The sequence below is a fragment of the Streptomyces nodosus genome, from assembly GCF_008704995.1.
In the GTDB taxonomy this organism is placed as follows: domain Bacteria; phylum Actinomycetota; class Actinomycetes; order Streptomycetales; family Streptomycetaceae; genus Streptomyces; species Streptomyces nodosus.
Window position 1 is genome coordinate 1,621,985 of record NZ_CP023747.1, and the last position, 19,057, is coordinate 1,641,041.

Here is a 19,057-nt window from a genome sequence, read left to right on the forward strand (position 1 = left end):
TTGGGTGGTGCGACCCCGTCGTCGGTGCGAAGCGGGGAGATCGGGGGCCCGGGACCCGGGAGATCGCGGTGGAGGTGCGGGGGCCGGGGTCCGGGCGGCGCGCTAGGCGGTCTCGCCCGCGTCGGCCGTGGCGGGCTCGGCGGTGGGGGCCGCTCCGCCGGGCGTCTTGTCCTTCAGCAGCCGGAGCCGGGGGGCGGATCCGGAGCGGCCGCCGCGGCGGTGCAGGGTGCGGGCCGCGTAGTCGCCGGCGAACTGGATCAGCGAGATGACGACGGCGAGGATCGCCACGGTGATCCACATCATCTGGGTCTCGAAGCGCTGGTAGCCGTAGCGGATGGCGATGTCGCCCAGGCCTCCGGCGCCGACGGTGCCGGCCATCGCGGAGTAGCCGATGAGGGCGACGATCGTGGTGGTGGCCGAGGAGATCAGCGAGGGCAGGGACTCCGGCACCAGGACCTTGCGCACGATGGTCCAGGTGTTGCCGCCCATCGCCTGCACCGCCTCGACGAGCCCGTCGTCCACCTCGCGTACGGCCGTCTCCACCAGGCGGGCGAAGAACGGGATCGCGCCGATGGCCAGCGGCACGATGGCGGCCTCACGGCCGATGGTGGTGCCCGTGATCCAGCGGGTGAAGCTCATCAGCGCGACCATCAGGATGATGAACGGCATCGACCGGGCGATGTTCACCACCTGTCCGATGACCTTGTTGGCGACGAGGTTCTGCAGCAGCCCCCCGCGGTCGGTCAGCACCAGGAGGATGCCGAGCGGCAGGCCGCCGACGATCGCTATCACGGTGGACCAGCCGACCATGTAGAGCGTGTCCCAACACGCCTGGGACAGCAGGGGCTGCATCTCGGACCAGGTCACTTGGCACCTTCCTTCACGGGCGCGGGCCGCTGGCCCAGGACGTCGATCTGAAGGCCCTGCTCACGCAGGAAGCCGATGGGCACCACGTTCTCCTCGTAGCGGCCGGGCAGTTCGATGCGCATCCGGCCCACCTGCCGGCCGCCGACGGTGTCCATGGCGGCACCGAGGATCGAGATGTCGATGTTGTAGGTGCGCGCGAGCTGCGAGATGACGGGCTGGGTGGCGGCGTCCCCGTGGAAGGTGACGTCGACGACGGTGCGGTCGTCGCCGGTCGCCTCGCCGCTGACCGGAAAGAGCGCGGCGGCCAGTTCGGAGCCGGGGGTGGCGAGCAGTTCGCCGACCGTGCCGGACTCGACGATGCGGCCCTTGTCCATCAGTGCGGCCGAGTCACAGACGGTCTTGACCACGTCCATCTCATGGGTGATGAGCAGCACGGTCAGGCCCAGTTGACGGTTGAGGTCGCGCAGCAGCTGGAGGATGGAGCGGGTGGTCTCCGGGTCGAGGGCGCTGGTCGCCTCGTCGGAGAGCAGCACCTTGGGGTCGCCGGCCAGGGCGCGGGCGATGCCGACGCGCTGCTTCTGGCCGCCGGAGAGCTGTGCCGGGTAGGCCTTGGCCTTGTCCGCCAGGCCGACGAGGTCGAGCAGTTCCAGGGCCTTGCCGGAACGTTCCTTCCCGGACCGGCCGAGGATCTCCAGCGGCAGCTCGACATTGTCCTGGACGGTGCGCGAGGACAGCAGGTTGAAGTGCTGGAAGACCATGCCGATCCGGCTGCGCGCCTGCCGCAGCTCCCTTCCGGCGCGGGGTCCGCGTCCGGCGAGCGCGGTGAGGTCCTGGCCGGCCACGGTGACCGTGCCGGCGGTGGGGCGCTCCAGGAGGTTGACGCAGCGGATGAGCGAGGACTTGCCGGCACCGGACTGGCCGATGACGCCGTACACCTCGCCCTCGCGTACATGCAGGTCGACGCCGTCGAGGGCGGTCACCTCGCGGCCGTGCGAGCGATAGACCTTGGTCAGGCCCGATGTGGTGATCACTGGGTTTCCGTCACTGTCGAGTGCAGGCGTGGAGGTACGCCGGACACGGGTGCGTGCGTGGGAGCGCGCACGGTTCTCGCGAGAACGGTCGATCCGGAGAACGTGGCGCGGTGGCCCTCGCCGTTCGGGCAGCGGGGCGGGCTGGGTCTCGTACGCCGCGGGGCGTCACGGACGTGCCGGGCGGTCTCGCTTCGGGGCGCGAGGCTCTGCGGTGGTGCGGGGGCCCTCTAGCAGGCGCACATTCGACACCGACAACGAGCACCGGGCGTCATGGTCGCCTCGGTCGCAGAGATGCGGCAGCTCGTCGTGGTCATGGGATCAAGTAAAGCAGACACCCCACCGGAGCCGGGCCCGGCTGTCCGAATGGCGGACAGCCGGGGGTGTGTTCAGTCGCGTACGGAGATCTCCACCCCGCGGTCGGTGACCAGTACGGACAAGGCGGACAGGTCCTTCACCACCAGATCGGCGTCCAGTTCCCGGGCCTGGTGGGTTGTGGCCAACGCCACGGTCGTCATGCCGGCGGCCCGGCCGGCCGCCAGGCCCGCCGGGGCGTCCTCGAACACGACGCAGCGGGACGGGTCGACGCCCAGTGCGCGGGCGCCCAGCAGATAGGGCTCGGGATCGGGCTTGCCGCGGGTGACGTCGTTCGCGGTGATCAGGGTCTTGGGGCGGATGCCGACGGCCTCCAGCCGGGCCTCGGCGAGGCCGAGCGTGGCGGAGGTGACGACGGCCCAGCGGTCGGCCGGCAGCGCGTCCAGGAACTCCCTGGTGCCCGGGAGCAGATGGACGCCGCCGTTCGGCACGTCCTCGACCTCCAGCCGCTCGATGCGCGCCACGGCCTCCGGGACGATCTCGGCGGGCAGCAGATCGGCGGCGATCTCGGCGGCCGTACGGCCGTGCAGCGCGAAGCGTCCGAACTGTTCCGCGGTGACGCCGTACTCCTGGGCCCAGAGCGTCCAGCACCGCCGGACCGATTCAAGGGATGAGACGAGCGTCCCGTCGTTGTCGAAGAGCAGGGCGTCAGCGTGGATCCTCATGGCCTCGACCCTAAGAGCTCCGAACAAAAGTGGGGTCCGATCAGCGGGCGGTGTCCGGTGCATGCGATCGCAAGGCGCCGGAAGGTCCTTGTAGCGGAGCTACCAGGACCTTCCGGCAACGCGGCGAGCGTGCGTGCCGGGCGCCGCCCGCCGGGCCCCACTTTTGTTCGGAGCCCTAAGGGGAGGCGATTCCCCGGCCTCGGGGGAGGCCCTGCCCCGGCTCCAGGAGATCCGGGAGAGGGCGGGGGCGGTCCGGTGAGACGTGGGCCGAGGACGTCGGGCCTTTTGGGCCGTAATAGGGTCACGGCATGCTTGATGCCCTGACGCTGGTGACCGGTGTCGCCGCGCTGCTGATCGCCGCCTGGTGCGGCTGGGCGGCATACCGTGATCAGCCCACCAAGGACTGGCACTTCATCGGCATGGCCGTGGTGACGCTGCTGGCCCTGGTCCAACTGGTCGTCGGGGTCGTGCAGCTGGCACGCGGCGAGAAGCCGGCGCAGGGCACGACGATCTTTGTGGCGTATCTGCTGGGCGCCTTCGCGTGCATCCCGGCGGCGGGCTTCATGTCGTTGGCCGAGCGCACCCGGTGGGGTTCGGTGACGGTCGCGGCCGGCGGTGTGGTGCTCGCCGTGCTGGAGGTGCGGCTCTATGACATCTGGGGAGGCTGAGATGGCGACCACCGAGGAGAAGCCGGCGAGGGCCCGACTCATCGGCGGGCCCGGCATGCTGCTCGTATGGCTGTACGGCGTGATGGTGGTCGGCGCGGTGTCCCGCTCGGTCGTCCAGATCTCGACGCAGTTCGGCACGGCCCCGCTGGCGTACTCCCTGTCCGCGGTCGCCGGAGTCGTCTACGGCTTCATCACTTATTCCCTGGTCCGCGGCGGCGAGACGGCCCGTCGTGCGGCCCTGGTGTGCTGTGCCGCCGAGCTCGTGGGTGTGCTCGCCGTCGGCACCTGGACCCTGGTCGAACCGTCCGCCTTCCCGGATGCGACCGTGTGGTCGGACTACGGCAGGGGCTATCTCTTCATCCCGGTACTGCTGCCCCTGTCGGCGATGTACTGGCTCCGCAAGGGCCTCGGCGCCGGGCAGCCGGACGCGGCCTGAACATCCCCCTCCGGCGGCGGGCGCCCCCGGCGCGTGGTGTCCGGCGGGCGTGCGCACCGTACGGGGCCCGGGTGCGGGGATCCCGGGGAAGGACGGTGGGCCGGTCGTGGACGGACGACCGGCCCCGGCCGCCAGTGCCGAGCCCCGGGCGGGCGGGGCGTGAGAGGTCCTAGGCGGTCGTCGCGTACGAGCCCGCCGGGAGCTGCTTCTCCAGAACGATCAGCGGAACGCCGTCCTCGCCCTGGATGGTGCCCACCGCCTCATAGCCGACCCTGCGATACAGACGGAGGTTGTGCTCGCTGCGGTGGCCCGTGCTGAGCCGGAACGTCCTGGCGCCGTGCTCCCCGGCCAGTGCGGTCTCCGCCGCGCTCAGCAGCCGGGCCCCGATGCCATGGCCCTGGAGCCGCGGGTGCACACAGAGCGTGCCGATGGAGGCCGCGCCGTCCTCGGTCACGCTGCCGCGCACCGAGCCGACCACCTCCTCGCCCAGCCGCGCCACGAAGACGCAATCCGAGGCGACTTCCGCACGCACCGAGTCGAGGCTCTGGACGAGTGCGGCAATGCGGTAGTTCCCGTACAGCGCGGCCTCGCTCTGGAAGCACAGGTACTGCAGCCTGAAGATCTGCTCGGCATCCCGCTCGGTCGCCCCCGAGATGGTCACGCTCATGCCCATGTGCGCACGCCTCCCGCTCACCTGATCGCCGATAGTTCCCCACTCCTATCCCCGTCACCGAGGGGCCGCAACCTCCGTCGACAGCAATCGACGTAGACATTCGTGACATTGAGGATGTTCGGGTCCGCGAACACCCTGTGAGATATCCAACTCCCCCGCAATATCCCGGTTCCGGCCCTCGGGCGCCCCGCGGGCGAGGGAGCGCATGACACGGCCGCCCCGGCGACGGATTGCCGGGGCGGCCGAGCGATACGGGTGATGGGCGGGGGAGTTCAGCGGCGCAGGAAGTCCTCACGGGCGAGCACCCCGGTGTCGGCGTTGTCGGTGAAGACACCGTCGATCCCGGTCGCGAAGTACGCCCGGAAGGCGCCGAAGGCGTCCCCGTACGCCGCCGGGTCCGTGCCCCGGCGGAAGTCGGCGGGCAGGAAGGTGTTCTCGTTCCGCATCGTGTACGGGTGCAGGATCAGGCCCGCGGCGTGCGCGTCGGCGACGAGCGTGGACGGCTCGGCCAGGCTGCCGTCGGCCTTCCTGGGGATGACCAGGTCGAGGGTCGGGCCGATGCCCTGGGCGTAGGAGGCGATCCCCTTGAGCCCCTTGGGGGTGATGAGGTCGGCGACGGTGCGCGGGTCGCCCGACTCGACGAAGTCCCAGGGGCGGGTGTTCGCGGCGGACAGCAGCACGGCCAGCGGGTTGCCGACGAGCTTTGCCAGGCGCTGGATGCTGGTGGGCTCGAAGGACTGGATGACGACCGGCGCGTTCTTCTTGTCCTTGCCGTGCTTGCGCAGCACGCTCGCGAGCCGCTCCTCCAGGCCGAGGCCCAGCTTGCGGAAGTAGGTCGGATGCTTGGTCTCGGGGTAGATCCAGACCTGCTTGCCGCGCTTGCGGGTCTGCTCGTCCTGCCAGCGGAGCACCTCTTCGAAGGTGGGGATCTCCCAGCGGCCGTCGTAGAGGGTGTTGCGCGAGCGGGTATCGGGGATCCGCTCGACCGCCCGGAGGGTCTTCAGCTCGGCGAGCGTGAAGTCCTCGGTGAACCAGCCGGTGGTGGACACGCCGTCCAGGATCTTGGTGGTCCTGCGGGCGGCGAACTCGGGGTGGTCGGCGACATCGGTGGTCCCGCCGATCTCCGGCTCGTGCCGGCACACCAGATGGCCGTCCCGGGTCGGCACCAGGTCGCCGGCCTCCACGATGTCGGCACCCATGTCCAGGGCCAGCTGATAGGAGCCGAAGGTGTGTTCGGGCCGGTAGCCGCTGGCTCCGCGGTGCCCGATGATCGTGGGCACCGGCAGGCCCTTCAGTCCGTGTCCGGGCTTCGAGCCCGCCCCCGGCCCGGGGTCCTTTCCGTGCCGGCCGTCGGCGCTCGCGGCGCCGGGCAGTCCGAGGACCGCCCCTCCCGCGCCGAGCACCGCGGCCCCGAGCAGCGCCCTCCGTCCCGTTCCTCGGCCTTGCTCGTACGTCTCCCGCGTCCCCATGGGTCCCTCCCGCCAGGTCTGTCCGAAGCGGCTCGATGGTAGATGCGCAAAGACGACGACCGGGAGACCTGCACGGGAACTCGGGGCGGACATGCGTCGTCCTGCCGGGTGCGGGGGTGACTCCTTTCGGGGGAGCCCGGATGACGGACCGTCATCGGCCGTCCGTGAGGTGCGCCACCCGTCCGGCGGATGACGAACAGGCGACGGGACGTGATCTCGGGTAAACAATCGGCAACGACGCGTGTTCGGAGCGTGATCCGGTGTGCGATATGCCGGGCACCGCGAGTATCGTCCTCAGCTGCACAGACTCATACCGCATCCTTGACACCGGAGGACCTGTTGTCCCGCTTCACGCTCATCAAGGCAGTGCTCGGACCGATCATGCGTCTGATGTTCCGCCCACAGGTGGAGGGCGTGGAGAACATTCCCGGCGACGGCCCGGTGATTCTGGCCGGCAATCATCTGACCTTCATCGACTCGATGATCCTGCCGCTGGTCTGCGACCGTCAGGTCTGCTTCATCGGCAAGGAGGAGTACGTCACCGGGAAGGGCGTCAAGGGCAGGCTGATGGCCTGGTTCTTCACCGGGGTCGGGATGATCCCGGTCGACCGCGACGGCGGCAGGGGCGGGGTCGCGGCGCTGATGACCGGGCGTCGGATCCTCGAGGAGGGCAGGATCTTCGGCATCTACCCCGAGGGGACGCGCTCGCCCGACGGCCGTCTGTACCGCGGGCGGACCGGTATCGCCCGGCTCACCCTGATGACCGGTGCGCCGGTGGTTCCGTTCGCCATGATCGGCACCGACAAGATCCAGCCGACCGGGTCGGGGCTGCCGCGGCCCAGCAAGGTGACGGTGCGGTTCGGGGAGGCGCTGGAGTTCTCCCGCTATGAGGGGATGGACCGGGACCGGTATGTGCTGCGGGCCGTCACCGACTCGGTGATGTCGGAGGTCATGCGGTTGTCGGGGCAGGAGTATGTGGACATGTACGCGACCAAGGCCAAGGCGGCGTAGGCCTCCGGCGGTTGGCGGGGTGTTCGGGTGCCCGGGGTTGACGGCCCTGCGGTCGTAGGGGTTGCGCGCCGTGGGGCGTGCCGGTGCGTCTGGGTTGAGCGCGCAGTTCCCCGCGCCCCTGGCGGGGTTTAGCGCGCCCGCTCGGTGCGCCGGGGCCGGGAGCTTCGCGGGCCGTGGGGGTGCGCGTCGTGGGGGGCGTGCGGGTGCGTCTGGGTTGAGTGCGCAGTTCCCCGCGCCCCTGGCGGGGTTTGCCGCGCCCGCTCGGTGCGCCGGGGCCGGGAGCTTCGCCGGCCGTGGGGGTGCGCGTCGTGGGGGCGTGCCGGTGCGTCTGAGTTGAGCGCGCGGTTCCCCGCGCCCCTGGCGGGGCGCGGGGGTGGGTCAGGTGGTGTGGAGGCGTTGGTCTTTCAGGAGGAACCAGGCGGCCAGGGCTGCGGCCAGGAGGACTGCGGCGCCTGCTGCCACCGCCAGGGAGAGGCCGTTCACGAAGGCCTCCCGGGCCGACAGCAGCAGGGCCCGGCCCGTGGCCCTGGGCATGCTTCCCGCGGCCTCGACCGCGCCGCCCAGGGATTCATGTGCCGCGGCGGGGGTGCCCGGTGGGCCCGTGAAGCCGCGGTAGACCCCGGTCACCACCGAGCCGAGCAGGGCGATACCGAGGGCCGCGCCGAGTTCGTACGCCGTCTCCGAGACCGCCGAGGCGGCGCCCGCCTGGTGCTTGGGCACGCTGGAGAGGATCACATCCGCGGTGACCGTGAAGGAGAGGCCCGCGCCGACGCCCACGACCAGCAGCGCGACCCCGATCAGCGGATAACCGGTGGTCCGGTCGAGCACGGCGAGGGCGGCGAGCGCCACGCCCACCGCGGCGAGCCCGCCCGAGACCACGCCCCGCACCGAGAAGCGCCGGGCCGCCGCGCCCGCCATCAGACCCGCCACGACCGCTCCGACGGCGGCCGGGAGTTCGGCCAGGCCCGCCTCGAACGGCCGCCTTCCCTGCACCAGTTGCAGGAACTGGGAGAGGAAGAAGACCAGCCCGGACATCCCTAGCACGGTCAGCAGATCGGCGAGCACCGCACCGCTGAAGCCGCGACGGCGGAACAGCCGCATGTCCAGCAGCGGCACCGGAAGCGTCAACTGGCGACGGACGAAGCCGTACAGCGCGGCGACGCCGACCAGTCCGACCACGGTGGCGGGCCAGGTGAACCCGTGGGAGGCCCCCTCCTTGACGGCGTACACCACGCCGACCATGCCGACGAGCGACAGCAGCACACTGGGGGTGTCCCAGGGGCCGGGGTCGGGGTTGCGGAACTCGGGCAGCGTGCGCAACCCGATGACCACGAGAAGCACCATCACCGGCAGGTTGATGAGGAAGACCGAGCCCCACCAGAAGTGTTCGAGCAGCAGGCCGCCGACGATCGGGCCGACCGCCGTACCGGCCGAGGCCATCGCGCCCCAGACGCCGACGGCGAGGCTGCGCTCGCGCGGATCCTGGAAGATGTTGCGGATCAGGGCGAGGGTGGCGGGCATCAGGGTCGCCCCCGCGACACCGAGCAACGCCCGCGCCAGGATCATGGTGGCCGGCGTCGACGCATAGGCGTTGAGGACCGATATCAGCCCGAAGGCCGTGGCGCCGACGAGCAGGATCCGCTTGCGGCCGATGCGGTCGCCCAGGCTGCCCATGGACACCAGCAGACCGGCGATGACGAACGAGTAGATGTCGCCGATCCACAGCAACTGGGTGCCCGAGGGTCTCAGGTCCTCGCTGATGTAGGGGGTGGCGAGGCCGAGGACGGTCGCGTCCACGGCCACCAGCAGCACGGCGAGCACCAGCACGCCGAGTGCGAGCCAACGGCCCGGGCGCCTCTCGGCCCGTGGCACGGTCTCCAGCGAGCTCATGGCTCCTCCCCCACTCTCCTGCAGGGAGCTGGTCATGGTTGTTCTCTCCGTAGTACGCCGCCGAGCAGCAGCTCGACGATCATGTAGGTGAAGTCCTTGGGGGCGAGTCGCCCCTCCAGTACGGCCCAGGCACCGGAGGCCAGCAGTCCGTACAGGGCCTCGGTGAGCCAGGTCGGGGAGAGGTCGATCCGGAGCTCGCCGCTCTCCTGGCCACGCCGGAACAGCGCGGCGGCCCGGGCGTCGATCCGGGTCCAGCCCTCGTTCTGCTGCTCGCCCTCGAAGAGCTGGTTCTCGCTGTAGAGGAAGGCGAGCAGCCCGGCCGCGGGCTCGATCTCGGCCACGAAGCGCTGCAGGGCCTCCCGGACGGGACCCTCGTCGAGCCGGGCGGCGTCCAGCGCCGCCTCGCACTCCTCGATACCGAGCGCCTCCAGCGCCCGTACGAGGGCATCGCGCCCCGCGAAGTGGCGGTGCAGCGTGGCCCGGCTGATCCCGGCCGCCCTGGCGACCTCGTCCAGGGTGGCGGTGGACTTGCGGGTGAGCAGGGCGGCTGCGCTGCGCAGCACGAGGTCTCGATCGACGGCCATGAGACAACTATAGGGCATGTGAGACATCAATGTCTCATGAGAGGCGTGGGGGTCTCACCATCGGTTGCTGATATGCGGACGATCCTGCGGAACTCAGTGCCAGGGCAGCCGGCCGCGCCGCTCCCAGTAGGCGCCCGGCTCCTCGGCGAGGGCCTCCAGACGGGCGAGCTGCTCCGCGTCCAGGTCGACGGCGGCGGCGTGCAGGTTCGAGGCGAGCTGGGTGACGGTGGCGGCGCCGGAGAGGACGACACCGGCCCAGGGACGGCACAGGATCACCGCGAGGGCGACCGCGTCACAGCCGTACGACGTCTCCTCGGCCACGGCCTTCAGCGCCTTGGGCGCATCCGGGCCGGCCAGCCGTCCGTTGGCCACGCCCTCCTTGACGATCACCGTGAGTCCGGCGTCATGGGCCTCCTCCAGCGCGGGGGCGGCGGAGGTCTCCAGCAGGTTGTAGGTGGACTGGACGGTACGGAAGAGGGGCTCGCCGTCGACCGTCACGGCGAGGGCGGCGCGGATCGCGTCGGCCTGCGCGGGGCCGCTGGTGGAGAAGCCGACCGTGACGCCCTCCGCGGCCGCCTCGGCCAGCCTGGCGTGCAGCTTCCGGTCGGTGAGGGCCGGGCTGTCGGGGGTCACCGAGTGGATCTGGTGGAGGTCGAGCCGGTCGCCGAGCAGGGCGGCGGTCTCGGCCCGCTGCCGCTCATAGGTGGCGAGGCCGTGGTCCTTGACCTCGTGCCGCTCCGCGTCGGTGGTCCAGTCGGCGGTGTAGGTGTAGCCCCACTTGCTGCCGACCACCAGGTCCGCGGCGTCGGGGCGCGCGGCCAGCCATTCGGCGAGGAACTCCTCGGAGCGGCCGTAGGAGCGGGCCACGTCGACATAGCGGACGCCCTGCGCATAGGCGGCGTCCAGCAGCTGGTGGGTGCGCTCGCGCAGGGCGTCGACGCTGCGGTCGGGCGGGAGGTCCCGCTCCCGGCCCAGGTTGATGTAGCCGGGTCGTCCGACGGCCGCGAGGCCCAGGCCGAGGTGGCAGGTGGGAGTCGTGGCTGACGTCAGGCGTGCGAAGGGCATCGCGGGCTCCGTTCGGTCGGCTCCTTGCGGCTGCGACCCAACGTAACCTCCGATGCCCTTCGGCGAACGGACCTCTGTCAGTGCTGCTTCGCGGTCGCCCAGGTGTGCTGGGCCGCCACGTCCGCCTTCACCTCGGTCAGCTGCACGGCGACCGCCTCGGGGGCCGTGCCGCCGCGTCCGTTGCGGGAGGCGAGGGCGCCGGGGACGTTGAGCACGGACCGCACCTCGGGCGTCAGATGGGCCGAGATCTTCGCGAACTGCTCGTCGGTCAGCTCGTCCAGCTCCTTGCCCTCGGCCTCCGCGGCCTTCACGCACTCGCCGGCGACCTCGTGCGCCACCCGGAACGGCACGCCCTGCTTGACGAGCCACTCGGCGATGTCGGTGGCGAGCGAGAAGCCCGCCGGGGCCAGCTCCTCCATCCGCTCGCGGTGCACGGTCAGCGTCGCCATCATCCCGGTGAAGGCGGGGAGCAGGACCTCCAGCTGGTCGATGGAGTCGAAGACCGGCTCCTTGTCCTCCTGGAGGTCACGGTTGTAGGCGAGCGGCAGTGCCTTCAGGGTCGCCATCAGACCGGTCAGATTGCCGATAAGCCGGCCGCTCTTGCCCCGGGCCAGCTCCGCGATGTCCGGGTTCTTCTTCTGCGGCATGATCGACGACCCGGTGGAGAAGGCGTCGTGGAGCGTGACGAAGGAGAACTCCTTGGTGTTCCAGATGATGACCTCTTCGGCGATCCGGGAGAGGTTGACACCGATCATCGCGGTGATGAAGGCGAACTCGGCGACGAAGTCACGCGAGGCCGTGCCGTCGATGGAGTTGGCCGAGCTGCCGTGCTCGAACCCGAGGTCCCGGGCGACCGCCTCCGGGTCGAGGCCGAGGCTGCTGCCCGCGAGCGCGCCCGAGCCGTACGGCGAGACGGCGGTGCGCTCGTCCCACTGACGCAGCCGCTCGGCGTCCCGGGTCAGCGCCTGGACATGCGCGAGGACATGATGCGCGAAGAGCACCGGCTGGGCGTGCTGGAGGTGGGTGCGGCCGGGCATCGCCACGTCCGGGTGGGCCTCGGCCAGGCCGATCAGGGCGTCCTGGAGGTCGGCGATCAGACCGCCGACGGTACGGGCGTGGTCGCGCAGATACATCCGGAAGAGGGTCGCGACCTGGTCGTTGCGGGAACGGCCGGCCCGCAGCTTGCCGCCGAGGTCGGGGCCGAGGCGCTCCAGCAGGCCGCGCTCCAGGGCCGTGTGCACGTCCTCGTCGGCGATGGTGCCGGTGAAGGAGCCGTCGGCGACATCCGCCTCGAGCCGGTCGAGCCCCGCGAGCATCCGGGTGAGCTCGTCGTCGGTGAGGAGTCCCGCGCCGTGCAGCACACGCGCATGGGCACGGGAACCGGCGATGTCGTACGGCGCCAGCCGCCAGTCGAAGTGGACGGACGCGGACAGCTTCGCCAGGGCCTCGGCGGGACCGTCGGCGAAACGGCCGCCCCAGAGGCGTACGTCACCGCTGCTGCTGCTCACTTGCTGTGCTCCTCGATCGAGAGGGTGTGGATGTGCCGCCGCCTCCCCACCCATGAGTGAGGAGGCGGCGGTCAGGCCGGTGAGGTGCCGGTCGGCGTCAGGCTATGCCTGCAGATCCCGCTGCGCGGCGATCTTCGACGACAGGCTGTAGATGTCGATGAAGCCCTTGGCCGCGGACTGGTCGAAGGTGTCGCCCGTGTCGTAGGTGGCCAGGTTGAAGTCGTACAGCGACTGCTCGGACCGCCGGCCGGTGACGACCGCGCGGCCTGCGTGCAGGGTCATCCGGATGTCGCCGGAGACGGGCTGGTTGGCCTCCGCGATGAAGCCGTCCAGGGCGCGCTTGAGCGGGGAGAACCACTGGCCGTCGTAGACCAGTTCGCCCCAGCGCTGCTCGACCTGCCGCTTGTAGCGGGCGAGTTCGCGCTCGACGGTGACGTTCTCCAGCTCCTGGTGGGCGGTGATCAGGGCGATGGCGCCCGGAGCCTCGTAGACCTCGCGGGACTTGATGCCCACCAGCCGGTCCTCGACCATGTCGATCCGGCCGATGCCCTGGGCGCCCGCGCGCTCGTTGAGCTGCTGGATCGCCTGCAGAACGGTGACGGGCTTGCCGTCGACGGCGACCGGGACGCCCTGGTGGAAGGTGATGACCACCTCGTCGGCCTCGCGAGGCTCGGCCGGGTTGGAGGTGTACTCGTAGATGTCCTCGATCGGGGCGTTCCAGATGTCCTCGAGGAAGCCGGTCTCGACGGCACGGCCGAAGACGTTCTGGTCGATGGAGTAGGGCGACTTCTTGGTGGTCGCGATCGGGAGGTTCTTCGCCTCGCAGAACGCGATGGCCTTGTCCCGGGTCATCGCGTAGTCACGGACCGGGGCGATGCACTTGAGGTCGGGGGCGAGGGCGACGATGCCGGCCTCGAAACGGACCTGGTCGTTGCCCTTGCCGGTGCAGCCGTGGGCGACCGTGCCGGCGCCATGCTTCTGGGCGGCGGCGACGAGGTGCTTGACGATCGTGGGGCGCGAGAGCGCGGAGACCAGCGGGTAGCGGTCCATGTAGAGGGCGTTGGCCTTGATCGCCGGGAGGCAGTACTCGTCGGCGAACTCGTCCTTGGCGTCGGCGACCTCGGCCTCCACGGCACCGCAGGCGAGCGCGCGCTTGCGGATGACGTCCAGGTCCTCGCCGCCCTGGCCGACGTCGACCGCAACGGCGATGACCTCGGCGCCCGTCTCCTCGGCGATCCAGCCGATGGCGACGGAGGTGTCCAGACCGCCTGAGTAGGCGAGTACGACGCGCTCGGTCACGGGTTTCTCCTCACAGTGCATTCGCTGATATGCATGAGTATGCAGGCGCCTGCATGATTCGTCAATTCAAGAGGTCGGGGCGGCGTGGCGGGGACGAGCCGGAGCCTCCTCCGTGCCGGAGCGGCCCCGCGATTTCCTTAGACAGGCGAAGGAACATGCCGGATAATCGTCAGACATGGGAAAGACCTATGAACGCATCACCGGACGACTGCGGACGTTCATCGAGGAACAGCCCCTCTTCTTCACCGCCACCGCTCCCCTGTCCGGCGACGGCACGGTCAATCTGTCGCCCAAGGGGCTCAAGGGCTCCTTCGCCGTCCTCGACGACCTCACCGTCGCCTATCTGGACTTCGCCGGGAGCAACGCCGAGACCGTCGCCCATCTGCGGGAGAACGGCCGGATCACCCTGATGTGGTGCGCCTTCCAGGGCCCGCCGAACATCGTGCGGGTGCACGGCCGCGGTGAGCCGGTCTTCCGCGACGACCCCCGCTTCCCCGAGCTGCTCGCCCGCTTCCCGGACATCGACCCGGCCCCGCACGGACTGCGCGCGATCATCGTCGTGCGGGCCGAACTCGTCCGCGACACCTGCGGATACGCGGTGCCCTTCATGACCTACGACCAGGACCGCGATCTGCACGGCAGACGGTTCGCCCGGGAGGACGACACCTCCCTCGATGCCTACTTCCGGGGGAAGGAGCACATCGGAACCAGCCTGGACGGCCTGCCGGGACTGCCTCTGCCCCTGCCTCCGGCTACGTTCTGAACCATGCGCCCCGGTCCCCTCGCCGCCCTCCTCGCCGTCTCCCTCCTGGTGCTCGGCGCCGCGCCGGGTGCCGCCGAGGAGAAGCCGCTGCCCGAGCGGATGGCGGACACCGGGGGCGGCACCCAGCTGATCACGGCGCGGGCGTCCACGACCGGCGCGACCTCGGGCACGGTCGACTGGTGGGACCGCCGGGACGGGCGGTGGGTGAGGGCCGGTTCGGCGCCCGCGCGCTTCGGTGCGCACGGGCTCGTCGAGGGCGCCGCACGGCGGCAGGGCACCGGCACCACACCGACCGGCCTCTACGCCCTCCCCCACGCCTTCGGCATCAGGACCGCACCCCCGGGCACCAAGGTGCCGTACCGCCCGGTGCACCAGGACTCCTGGTGGTGCCAGGACAACGCGTCCGCCTCCTACAACCGCTGGACGGAACCCCTCCCGGCCGACTGCCGTGCCTCGGAGTCGGAGCATCTGATCGCCCACGACCCCCAGTACGCCTACGCCCTGGTCATCGGCTTCAACTACACCGAGCCCGTACGGGAGCGGGGCGCGGGCATCTTCCTGCATGTCGACGGCAGGGCGGCGACGGAGGGGTGCGTATCGGTGCCGATGGACGCGATGCGGCGGATCCTGGGGTGGGCGGATCCGTCGCGGGGACCGCACATCGCGATCGGAACCGTGAGCGGCACGACGGCGCTCACCCGGTACTAGTGCCCCGACAGGCAACGTTCGCCCCGTCGCGACGCCCGGCACGCACTCTCGCCCCACCGGCCGCAAGCCCAAGTACGTCCAGTACGAGGACTTCCGGCCGGCACACCGAGAGCACGCACCGGACGCCGCTCCTTCACGGGCAAACGTTGCCTGCCGCGGCACTAGTGCCGCGGCGGGCGGCACCGGCCGGGGCCGCGTCCGGGCCCGTTTCCGGGGCCCTTTCCGGGGCCGCGTCCGGGCCCGTGTCCGGGGCGCTTTCCGGGGCCGGGTCCGCGGGCAGCCGGACCGTGAAGGTGGTCCCGCCGGGGCGGGAGTCGAGGCGGACGCCTCCGCCGTGCGCCTGAGTCACCGCCGCCACGATCGACAGGCCCAGTCCGGCGCCGCCGCCCTGGTCGCCGGGGCGGCGACGGTGCTCGGCCCGGGTGAAGCGTTCGAAGACGCCGGGGCGGATGTCCTCGGGGATGCCCGGGCCGTCGTCATGGACCCGGAGGACGGCCGCCGGGCCGTCGGTCTCCAGCGAGACCGCCACCCGCGTGCCCTCGGGGGTGTGCAGACGGGCGTTGGCCAGCAGATTGCCCAGCACCTGCTGGAGCCGGTGCTCGTCACCGGTCACGGTCACCGGTTCCTCCGACAGCTCCAGAGTCCAGCGGTGCCCGGGGCCGGCCGCGCGGGCGTCGGTCACCGCGTCCAGGACCAGGCGGGTGAGGTCGACGGGGCGCCGCTCCAGGGGGCGGCCCGCGTCCAGGCGGGCCAGCAGCAGAAGATCGTCCACCATCACACCCATCCGCGCCGACTCGGCGGCGATCCGTTCCAGGGCGCGGGTCACCTCCGCCGGGACGGGACCGGGGTGCAGCAGCGCCAGCTCGGCATGGCCGCGGACCGAGGCGACCGGGGTGCGCAGCTCATGGCTGGCGTCGGCGGCGAAGCTGCGCAGCCGTTCCTCCACGGCGTGCCGCTTGGTCAGCGCGTCCTCGACATGGCCGAGCATCCGGTTGAAGGCGGTGGCGACCCGGCCCACCTCGCTGCGCGGGTCGTTCTCGGGAACGCGCGCCGGCAGCGCGACCTCCCCGCTGGCCAGCGGGAGCTCGCTGACGCGGGCCGCGGTCGCGGCGACCCTGCTCATCGGCCGCAGGGACCAGCGCACCCAGACGGCGCCCGCGACGCCGGTCACCGCGAGGGCCGCGCCGAAGACGACGGCCGCCACGCTCTCCAGCCGGTGCACCGCCGCCTCCACCGGCTCCAGCGGAAGCCCGGTGATCAGGGTGTCGCCGTCCATGCCCGGCGTCGCCATCAGCCGGTATCCGCCGAGGGAGGCCAGCCGGACGCTGTGGCCCCGGCCGTCCTCGGGGACGGTCGCGAGGGTGCGCCGGTCCCGCCCGCTCAGGGGGGTGGTGAGGGCGGAGCTGTCGCTGCCGGGGCGCACCACCGCCGCATGGGTGACCTTCGCTCCGAGCAGCCGGGCGCCGAAGGTGCCGGCGGTCTGCTTGCGGGTGTCGCCGTACTCGTCACCGTCGTGGTCCGACGGTCTGACCCCGTGCTCCAGGCTCGCCGGGAAGCGCGGGCCGACCTCGCGCAGCTGCTGGTCAAGCCGGCCGGTGAGAAAGCCGTTCAGTTCGACCACCGCTGCCACCCCGACCGCGGCGCAGCTGAGCGCGAGCAGCACGACGAGTCCAGCGGTGAGCCGGGCCCGCAGCGTGCGCGGCCGGGGCAGTCCGCGCACCCTGCGCGCCACCGTGCCCCACCACGGCAGGCCGCGCGGTCCCGCGGTCATCGGGTCACCGGCTTGAGCACATACCCGACCCCGCGCACCGTGTGGATCATGGGGTCGCGGCCCGCGTCCACCTTTTTGCGCAGATAGGAGATGTACAGCTCGACGACATGGGCCTGGCCGCCGAAGTCGTACGACCACACCCGGTCCAGGATCTGCGATTTGCTGAGCACCCGCCGTGGATTGCGCATCAGAAAGCGCAGCAGCTCGAACTCGGTGGGGGACAGCTCGATCAGTTCACCGGCCCGGGTCACCTCACGGGCCTCCTCGTCCATGGTCAGATCGCCCACGGTCAGCCGGGGGCCGTCCACCAGCTGCCGGGCCATACCGGCCCGGCGCAGCAGTCCGCGGAGCCGGGCGACGACCTCCTCCAGGCTGAACGGTTTGGTCACATAGTCGTCGCCGCCCGCCGTGATCCCGGCGATACGGTCCTCGACGGCGTCCCGCGCCGTGAGGAAGAGCACACAGATCTCGGGCCTCGCGGTGCGCAGGGAGCGCAGCACTGCGAAGCCGTCGGTGTCCGGGAGCATCACGTCCAGCACGACGGCGTCGGGCATCAGCTCACGGGCCCGGGTGACGGCCGTGGCGCCGTCACCGGCCGTGCGCACCTCCCAGCCCTCGTAGCGCAGGGCCCCGCACAGCACCTCGGAGAGGTCGGGGTCGTCGTCGACGACCAGGACACGCAGGGGGGTGCCGTCGGGGCGGGCCAGGGCGGGGCGGCCGGAGCGGGGGGTGTGCGTCGCGCTGGGTGTGTTCATCGCGCTCCCCAGGATCCCTCGTTCCGGAGCGAACCGGCGGCAGCGGTCCCTCTGAGTTCCCTGTGAATGCCCTCGGCCCGTCCGGCCGGACGCTCAGAGTCTTCAGAGCCTCCTCAGAGCTGGTGCCTGCACTGTGGCGTCCTCCGATGCCCGGAAGGAACGGATCATGACCACGGTGTACCCGCGGCAGGCGCCGCCCGCGCCGCCGATCGCGAGGCGCTCCCCGGCGGGCCCCGTGCTGGCCCTGCTGTGGGCCGGTGCGGCGGCCGTGGTGGCCCTGTGGTGGCAGGACACCTCGTCCGTGGTGGGCGCGGCCGGAGTGCTCATCGGGGCCGGGCGGATCACGGGACTGCTGTGCGGATACTCCTGTGCCGTGCTGGTCGCCCTGATGGCCCGGGTGCCTCTGCTGGAGCGGCGGATCGGCTCGGACCGGGTGGCCCGCTGGCATGCAGCGGCCGGGCGCTGCACGGTGTGTCTGCTGGTCGGGCATCTGGTGCTGATCCTGACCGGGTACGCCGTCCAGGACCGGACCTCGCTGGTGCGCGAGACGCTCACCGTGGTGCTGCACTACCCGGAGATGCTGAAGGCGGCCTTCGGCACGCTGGTGCTGTTCGCCGTGGGGATCACCTCGGCGCGCGCCGTCCGCCGCAGGGCCCGCCATGAGTTCTGGTACGGCGTCCATCTCCTCACCTATGCCGCGGTCTTCCTCGCCTTCGGTCATCAGCTGGCGCTGGGCGCGGAGTTCACCGGCGCCCCGGTCGCCCGGACGGTCTGGTACGCGCTGTATCTGGGGGCCGCGGCCCTGGTGCTGTGGTTCCGGGTGCTGACCCCGGTACGGCTCAATGTGCGCCACCGGCTGCGCGTGGAGTCGGTGCACGCGGAGGCGCGGGGGGTGTGGTCGGTGGTGATACGGGGCCGGCGGCTGGACGAACTGGGCGCCGAGCCGGGGCAGTTCTTCCGCTGGCGGTTCCTCGCGGACGGCATGCGCTGGACGTCCACGCCGTACTCGCTGTCGGCACCGCCCTACGGCGACCGGCTGCGCATCACCGTCAAGGCGCTCGGTGACCACAGCGCGTCGGTGGCGCGGCTGCGGCCCGGCACCCGGGTGTGGGCGGAGGGCCCGTACGGGGCGCTGACCGCGGACCGGGGCAGGACCGGCAGGTCCCTGCTGATCGCGGGCGGTGTGGGGATCACCCCGCTGCGCGCCCTGTTCGAGACCCTGCCGGGCGAGGTGACGCTGCTGTACCGGGCGCGTTCGGCCGAGGACCTGGCGCTGGGCGGCGAGTTGGAGACCATCGCCCGCCGGCGTGGCGCGCGGGTGCTGTACGCGCTCAACGGAGCCGACGGCTCCCGCCCGAGTCTCGGTGCCGGAGCCCTGCGCGGCGCGGTGCCCCGACTCACCGACCATGACGTCTATCTGTGCGGTCCGACCGCATTCGCCGAGGACATCTACGAGGCGTTGCGGGCGGCCGGGGTCCCCGACCGCCGTATCCACCACGAGTCGTTCGAGCTGTGAGGCCGT

The 19,057-nt window shown here is 71.5% G+C and carries 18 protein-coding genes; 6 read left to right on the top strand and 12 right to left on the bottom strand.

The window, feature by feature from the left end; all coding sequences use genetic code 11:
- Positions 1–102: 102 nt before the first annotated feature.
- From CP978_RS07350 to CP978_RS07360, 3 genes are all read right to left on the bottom strand, one after another.
- The gene (locus tag CP978_RS07350; RefSeq protein ID WP_043438628.1) at positions 103–867 is read right to left on the bottom strand and encodes a methionine ABC transporter permease; all 765 of its coding nucleotides are present in this window, start codon (positions 865–867) and stop codon (positions 103–105) included.
- On the bottom strand, positions 864–1,898 hold the full coding sequence (locus CP978_RS07355) for a methionine ABC transporter ATP-binding protein (RefSeq protein WP_043438630.1): 1,035 nt from the start codon (positions 1,896–1,898) through the stop codon (positions 864–866). Before CP978_RS07355 ends, CP978_RS07350 begins: the two co-directional genes overlap by 4 nt.
- 386 nt (positions 1,899–2,284) lie before the next feature.
- Complete coding sequence (locus CP978_RS07360) at positions 2,285–2,935, bottom strand: HAD-IA family hydrolase (RefSeq protein ID WP_043438632.1); 651 nt, start codon at positions 2,933–2,935, stop codon at positions 2,285–2,287.
- Between the two features lie 308 nt (positions 2,936–3,243).
- Between CP978_RS07360 and CP978_RS07370 the strand changes: the two genes are divergently transcribed.
- Entirely contained in the window at positions 3,244–3,603 is a 360-nt protein-coding gene (locus CP978_RS07370; RefSeq protein ID WP_043438636.1) for a hypothetical protein, read from the top strand.
- Between the two features lies 1 nt (position 3,604).
- The gene (locus CP978_RS07375; protein WP_043438638.1) at positions 3,605–4,039 is read left to right on the top strand and encodes a hypothetical protein; all 435 of its coding nucleotides are present in this window, start codon (positions 3,605–3,607) and stop codon (positions 4,037–4,039) included.
- A gap of 169 nt (positions 4,040–4,208) precedes the next feature.
- Here CP978_RS07375 and CP978_RS07380 read toward each other — a convergent pair whose 3' ends face one another.
- Both CP978_RS07380 and CP978_RS07390 read right to left on the bottom strand, forming a co-directional pair.
- Entirely contained in the window at positions 4,209–4,712 is a 504-nt protein-coding gene (locus tag CP978_RS07380) for a GNAT family N-acetyltransferase (RefSeq protein WP_043438640.1), read from the bottom strand.
- A 272-nt stretch (positions 4,713–4,984) separates the two neighbouring features.
- Positions 4,985–6,181 carry a glycerophosphodiester phosphodiesterase gene (locus CP978_RS07390; RefSeq protein ID WP_043438642.1) on the bottom strand — a complete coding sequence of 399 codons (1,197 nt, stop codon included), beginning with the start codon at positions 6,179–6,181 and terminating at the stop codon, positions 4,985–4,987.
- 339 nt (positions 6,182–6,520) lie between these two features.
- On the opposite strand from CP978_RS07390, the gene CP978_RS07395 reads away from it, so the two are divergent.
- A complete protein-coding gene (locus CP978_RS07395) occupies positions 6,521–7,192 on the top strand; it encodes a lysophospholipid acyltransferase family protein (protein ID WP_043438645.1) in 672 nt (223 codons plus the stop codon).
- A 378-nt stretch (positions 7,193–7,570) separates the two neighbouring features.
- Here the strand turns inward: CP978_RS07395 and CP978_RS07400 are convergent, their stop codons facing one another.
- The 5 genes from CP978_RS07400 to CP978_RS07420 all read right to left on the bottom strand — a co-directional run bounded on the left by CP978_RS07400 (position 7,571) and on the right by CP978_RS07420 (position 13,538).
- On the bottom strand, positions 7,571–9,118 hold the full coding sequence (locus CP978_RS07400; protein WP_079162048.1) for an MFS transporter: 1,548 nt from the start codon (positions 9,116–9,118) through the stop codon (positions 7,571–7,573).
- On the bottom strand, positions 9,115–9,666 hold the full coding sequence (locus CP978_RS07405; RefSeq protein ID WP_221500863.1) for a TetR/AcrR family transcriptional regulator: 552 nt from the start codon (positions 9,664–9,666) through the stop codon (positions 9,115–9,117). The genes CP978_RS07400 and CP978_RS07405 overlap by 4 nt, the downstream gene beginning before the upstream one ends.
- A 93-nt stretch (positions 9,667–9,759) precedes the next feature.
- A complete protein-coding gene (locus CP978_RS07410; RefSeq protein ID WP_043438652.1) occupies positions 9,760–10,731 on the bottom strand; it encodes an aldo/keto reductase in 972 nt (323 codons plus the stop codon).
- A 77-nt stretch (positions 10,732–10,808) separates the two neighbouring features.
- Positions 10,809–12,239 carry an argininosuccinate lyase gene (gene argH / locus CP978_RS07415; protein ID WP_043438654.1) on the bottom strand — a complete coding sequence of 477 codons (1,431 nt, stop codon included), beginning with the start codon at positions 12,237–12,239 and terminating at the stop codon, positions 10,809–10,811.
- A gap of 102 nt (positions 12,240–12,341) precedes the next feature.
- Positions 12,342–13,538, bottom strand: coding sequence for an argininosuccinate synthase (locus CP978_RS07420; RefSeq protein WP_179946873.1), 1,197 nt, complete (start codon positions 13,536–13,538; stop codon positions 12,342–12,344).
- Positions 13,539–13,713: 175 nt separating this feature from the next.
- Between CP978_RS07420 and CP978_RS07425 the strand changes: the two genes are divergently transcribed.
- Positions 13,714–14,301: a pyridoxamine 5'-phosphate oxidase family protein gene (locus CP978_RS07425; protein WP_043438657.1), complete on the top strand. Its 588-nt coding sequence runs from the start codon at positions 13,714–13,716 to the stop codon at positions 14,299–14,301.
- 3 nt (positions 14,302–14,304) lie between these two features.
- Positions 14,305–15,009: a L,D-transpeptidase family protein gene (locus CP978_RS07430; protein ID WP_043438659.1), complete on the top strand. Its 705-nt coding sequence runs from the start codon at positions 14,305–14,307 to the stop codon at positions 15,007–15,009.
- Between the two features lie 133 nt (positions 15,010–15,142).
- On the opposite strand, the gene CP978_RS07435 is transcribed toward CP978_RS07430, so the two are convergent.
- The gene (locus CP978_RS07435; RefSeq protein WP_079162049.1) at positions 15,143–16,780 is read right to left on the bottom strand and encodes a sensor histidine kinase; all 1,638 of its coding nucleotides are present in this window, start codon (positions 16,778–16,780) and stop codon (positions 15,143–15,145) included.
- Complete coding sequence (locus tag CP978_RS07440; protein WP_043438660.1) at positions 16,777–17,535, bottom strand: response regulator transcription factor; 759 nt, start codon at positions 17,533–17,535, stop codon at positions 16,777–16,779. The genes CP978_RS07435 and CP978_RS07440 overlap by 4 nt, the downstream gene beginning before the upstream one ends.
- A gap of 166 nt (positions 17,536–17,701) precedes the next feature.
- Between CP978_RS07440 and CP978_RS07445 the strand changes: the two genes are divergently transcribed.
- On the top strand, positions 17,702–19,051 hold the full coding sequence (locus CP978_RS07445; RefSeq protein ID WP_043438661.1) for a ferredoxin reductase family protein: 1,350 nt from the start codon (positions 17,702–17,704) through the stop codon (positions 19,049–19,051).
- Positions 19,052–19,057 lie beyond the last annotated feature (6 nt).

Bases quoted from the DNA above. Each gene is read 5' to 3' on its own strand.
- CP978_RS07410 (WP_043438652.1), bottom strand. From the start codon at position 10,731: ATGCCCTTCGCACGCCTGACGTCAGCCACGACTCCCACCTGCCACCTC.
- CP978_RS07445 (WP_043438661.1), top strand. From the start codon at position 17,702: ATGACCACGGTGTACCCGCGGCAGGCGCCGCCCGCGCCGCCGATCGCG.
- CP978_RS07435 (WP_079162049.1), bottom strand. From the start codon at position 16,780: ATGACCGCGGGACCGCGCGGCCTGCCGTGGTGGGGCACGGTGGCGCGC.
- CP978_RS07360 (WP_043438632.1), bottom strand. From the start codon at position 2,935: ATGAGGATCCACGCTGACGCCCTGCTCTTCGACAACGACGGGACGCTC.
- CP978_RS07440 (WP_043438660.1), bottom strand. From the start codon at position 17,535: ATGAACACACCCAGCGCGACGCACACCCCCCGCTCCGGCCGCCCCGCC.
- CP978_RS07405 (WP_221500863.1), bottom strand. From the start codon at position 9,666: ATGGCCGTCGATCGAGACCTCGTGCTGCGCAGCGCAGCCGCCCTGCTC.
- CP978_RS07370 (WP_043438636.1), top strand. From the start codon at position 3,244: ATGCTTGATGCCCTGACGCTGGTGACCGGTGTCGCCGCGCTGCTGATC.
- CP978_RS07380 (WP_043438640.1), bottom strand. From the start codon at position 4,712: ATGGGCATGAGCGTGACCATCTCGGGGGCGACCGAGCGGGATGCCGAG.
- CP978_RS07430 (WP_043438659.1), top strand. From the start codon at position 14,305: ATGCGCCCCGGTCCCCTCGCCGCCCTCCTCGCCGTCTCCCTCCTGGTG.
- CP978_RS07400 (WP_079162048.1), bottom strand. From the start codon at position 9,118: ATGACCAGCTCCCTGCAGGAGAGTGGGGGAGGAGCCATGAGCTCGCTG.
- CP978_RS07425 (WP_043438657.1), top strand. From the start codon at position 13,714: ATGGGAAAGACCTATGAACGCATCACCGGACGACTGCGGACGTTCATC.
- CP978_RS07375 (WP_043438638.1), top strand. From the start codon at position 3,605: ATGGCGACCACCGAGGAGAAGCCGGCGAGGGCCCGACTCATCGGCGGG.
- CP978_RS07390 (WP_043438642.1), bottom strand. From the start codon at position 6,181: ATGGGGACGCGGGAGACGTACGAGCAAGGCCGAGGAACGGGACGGAGG.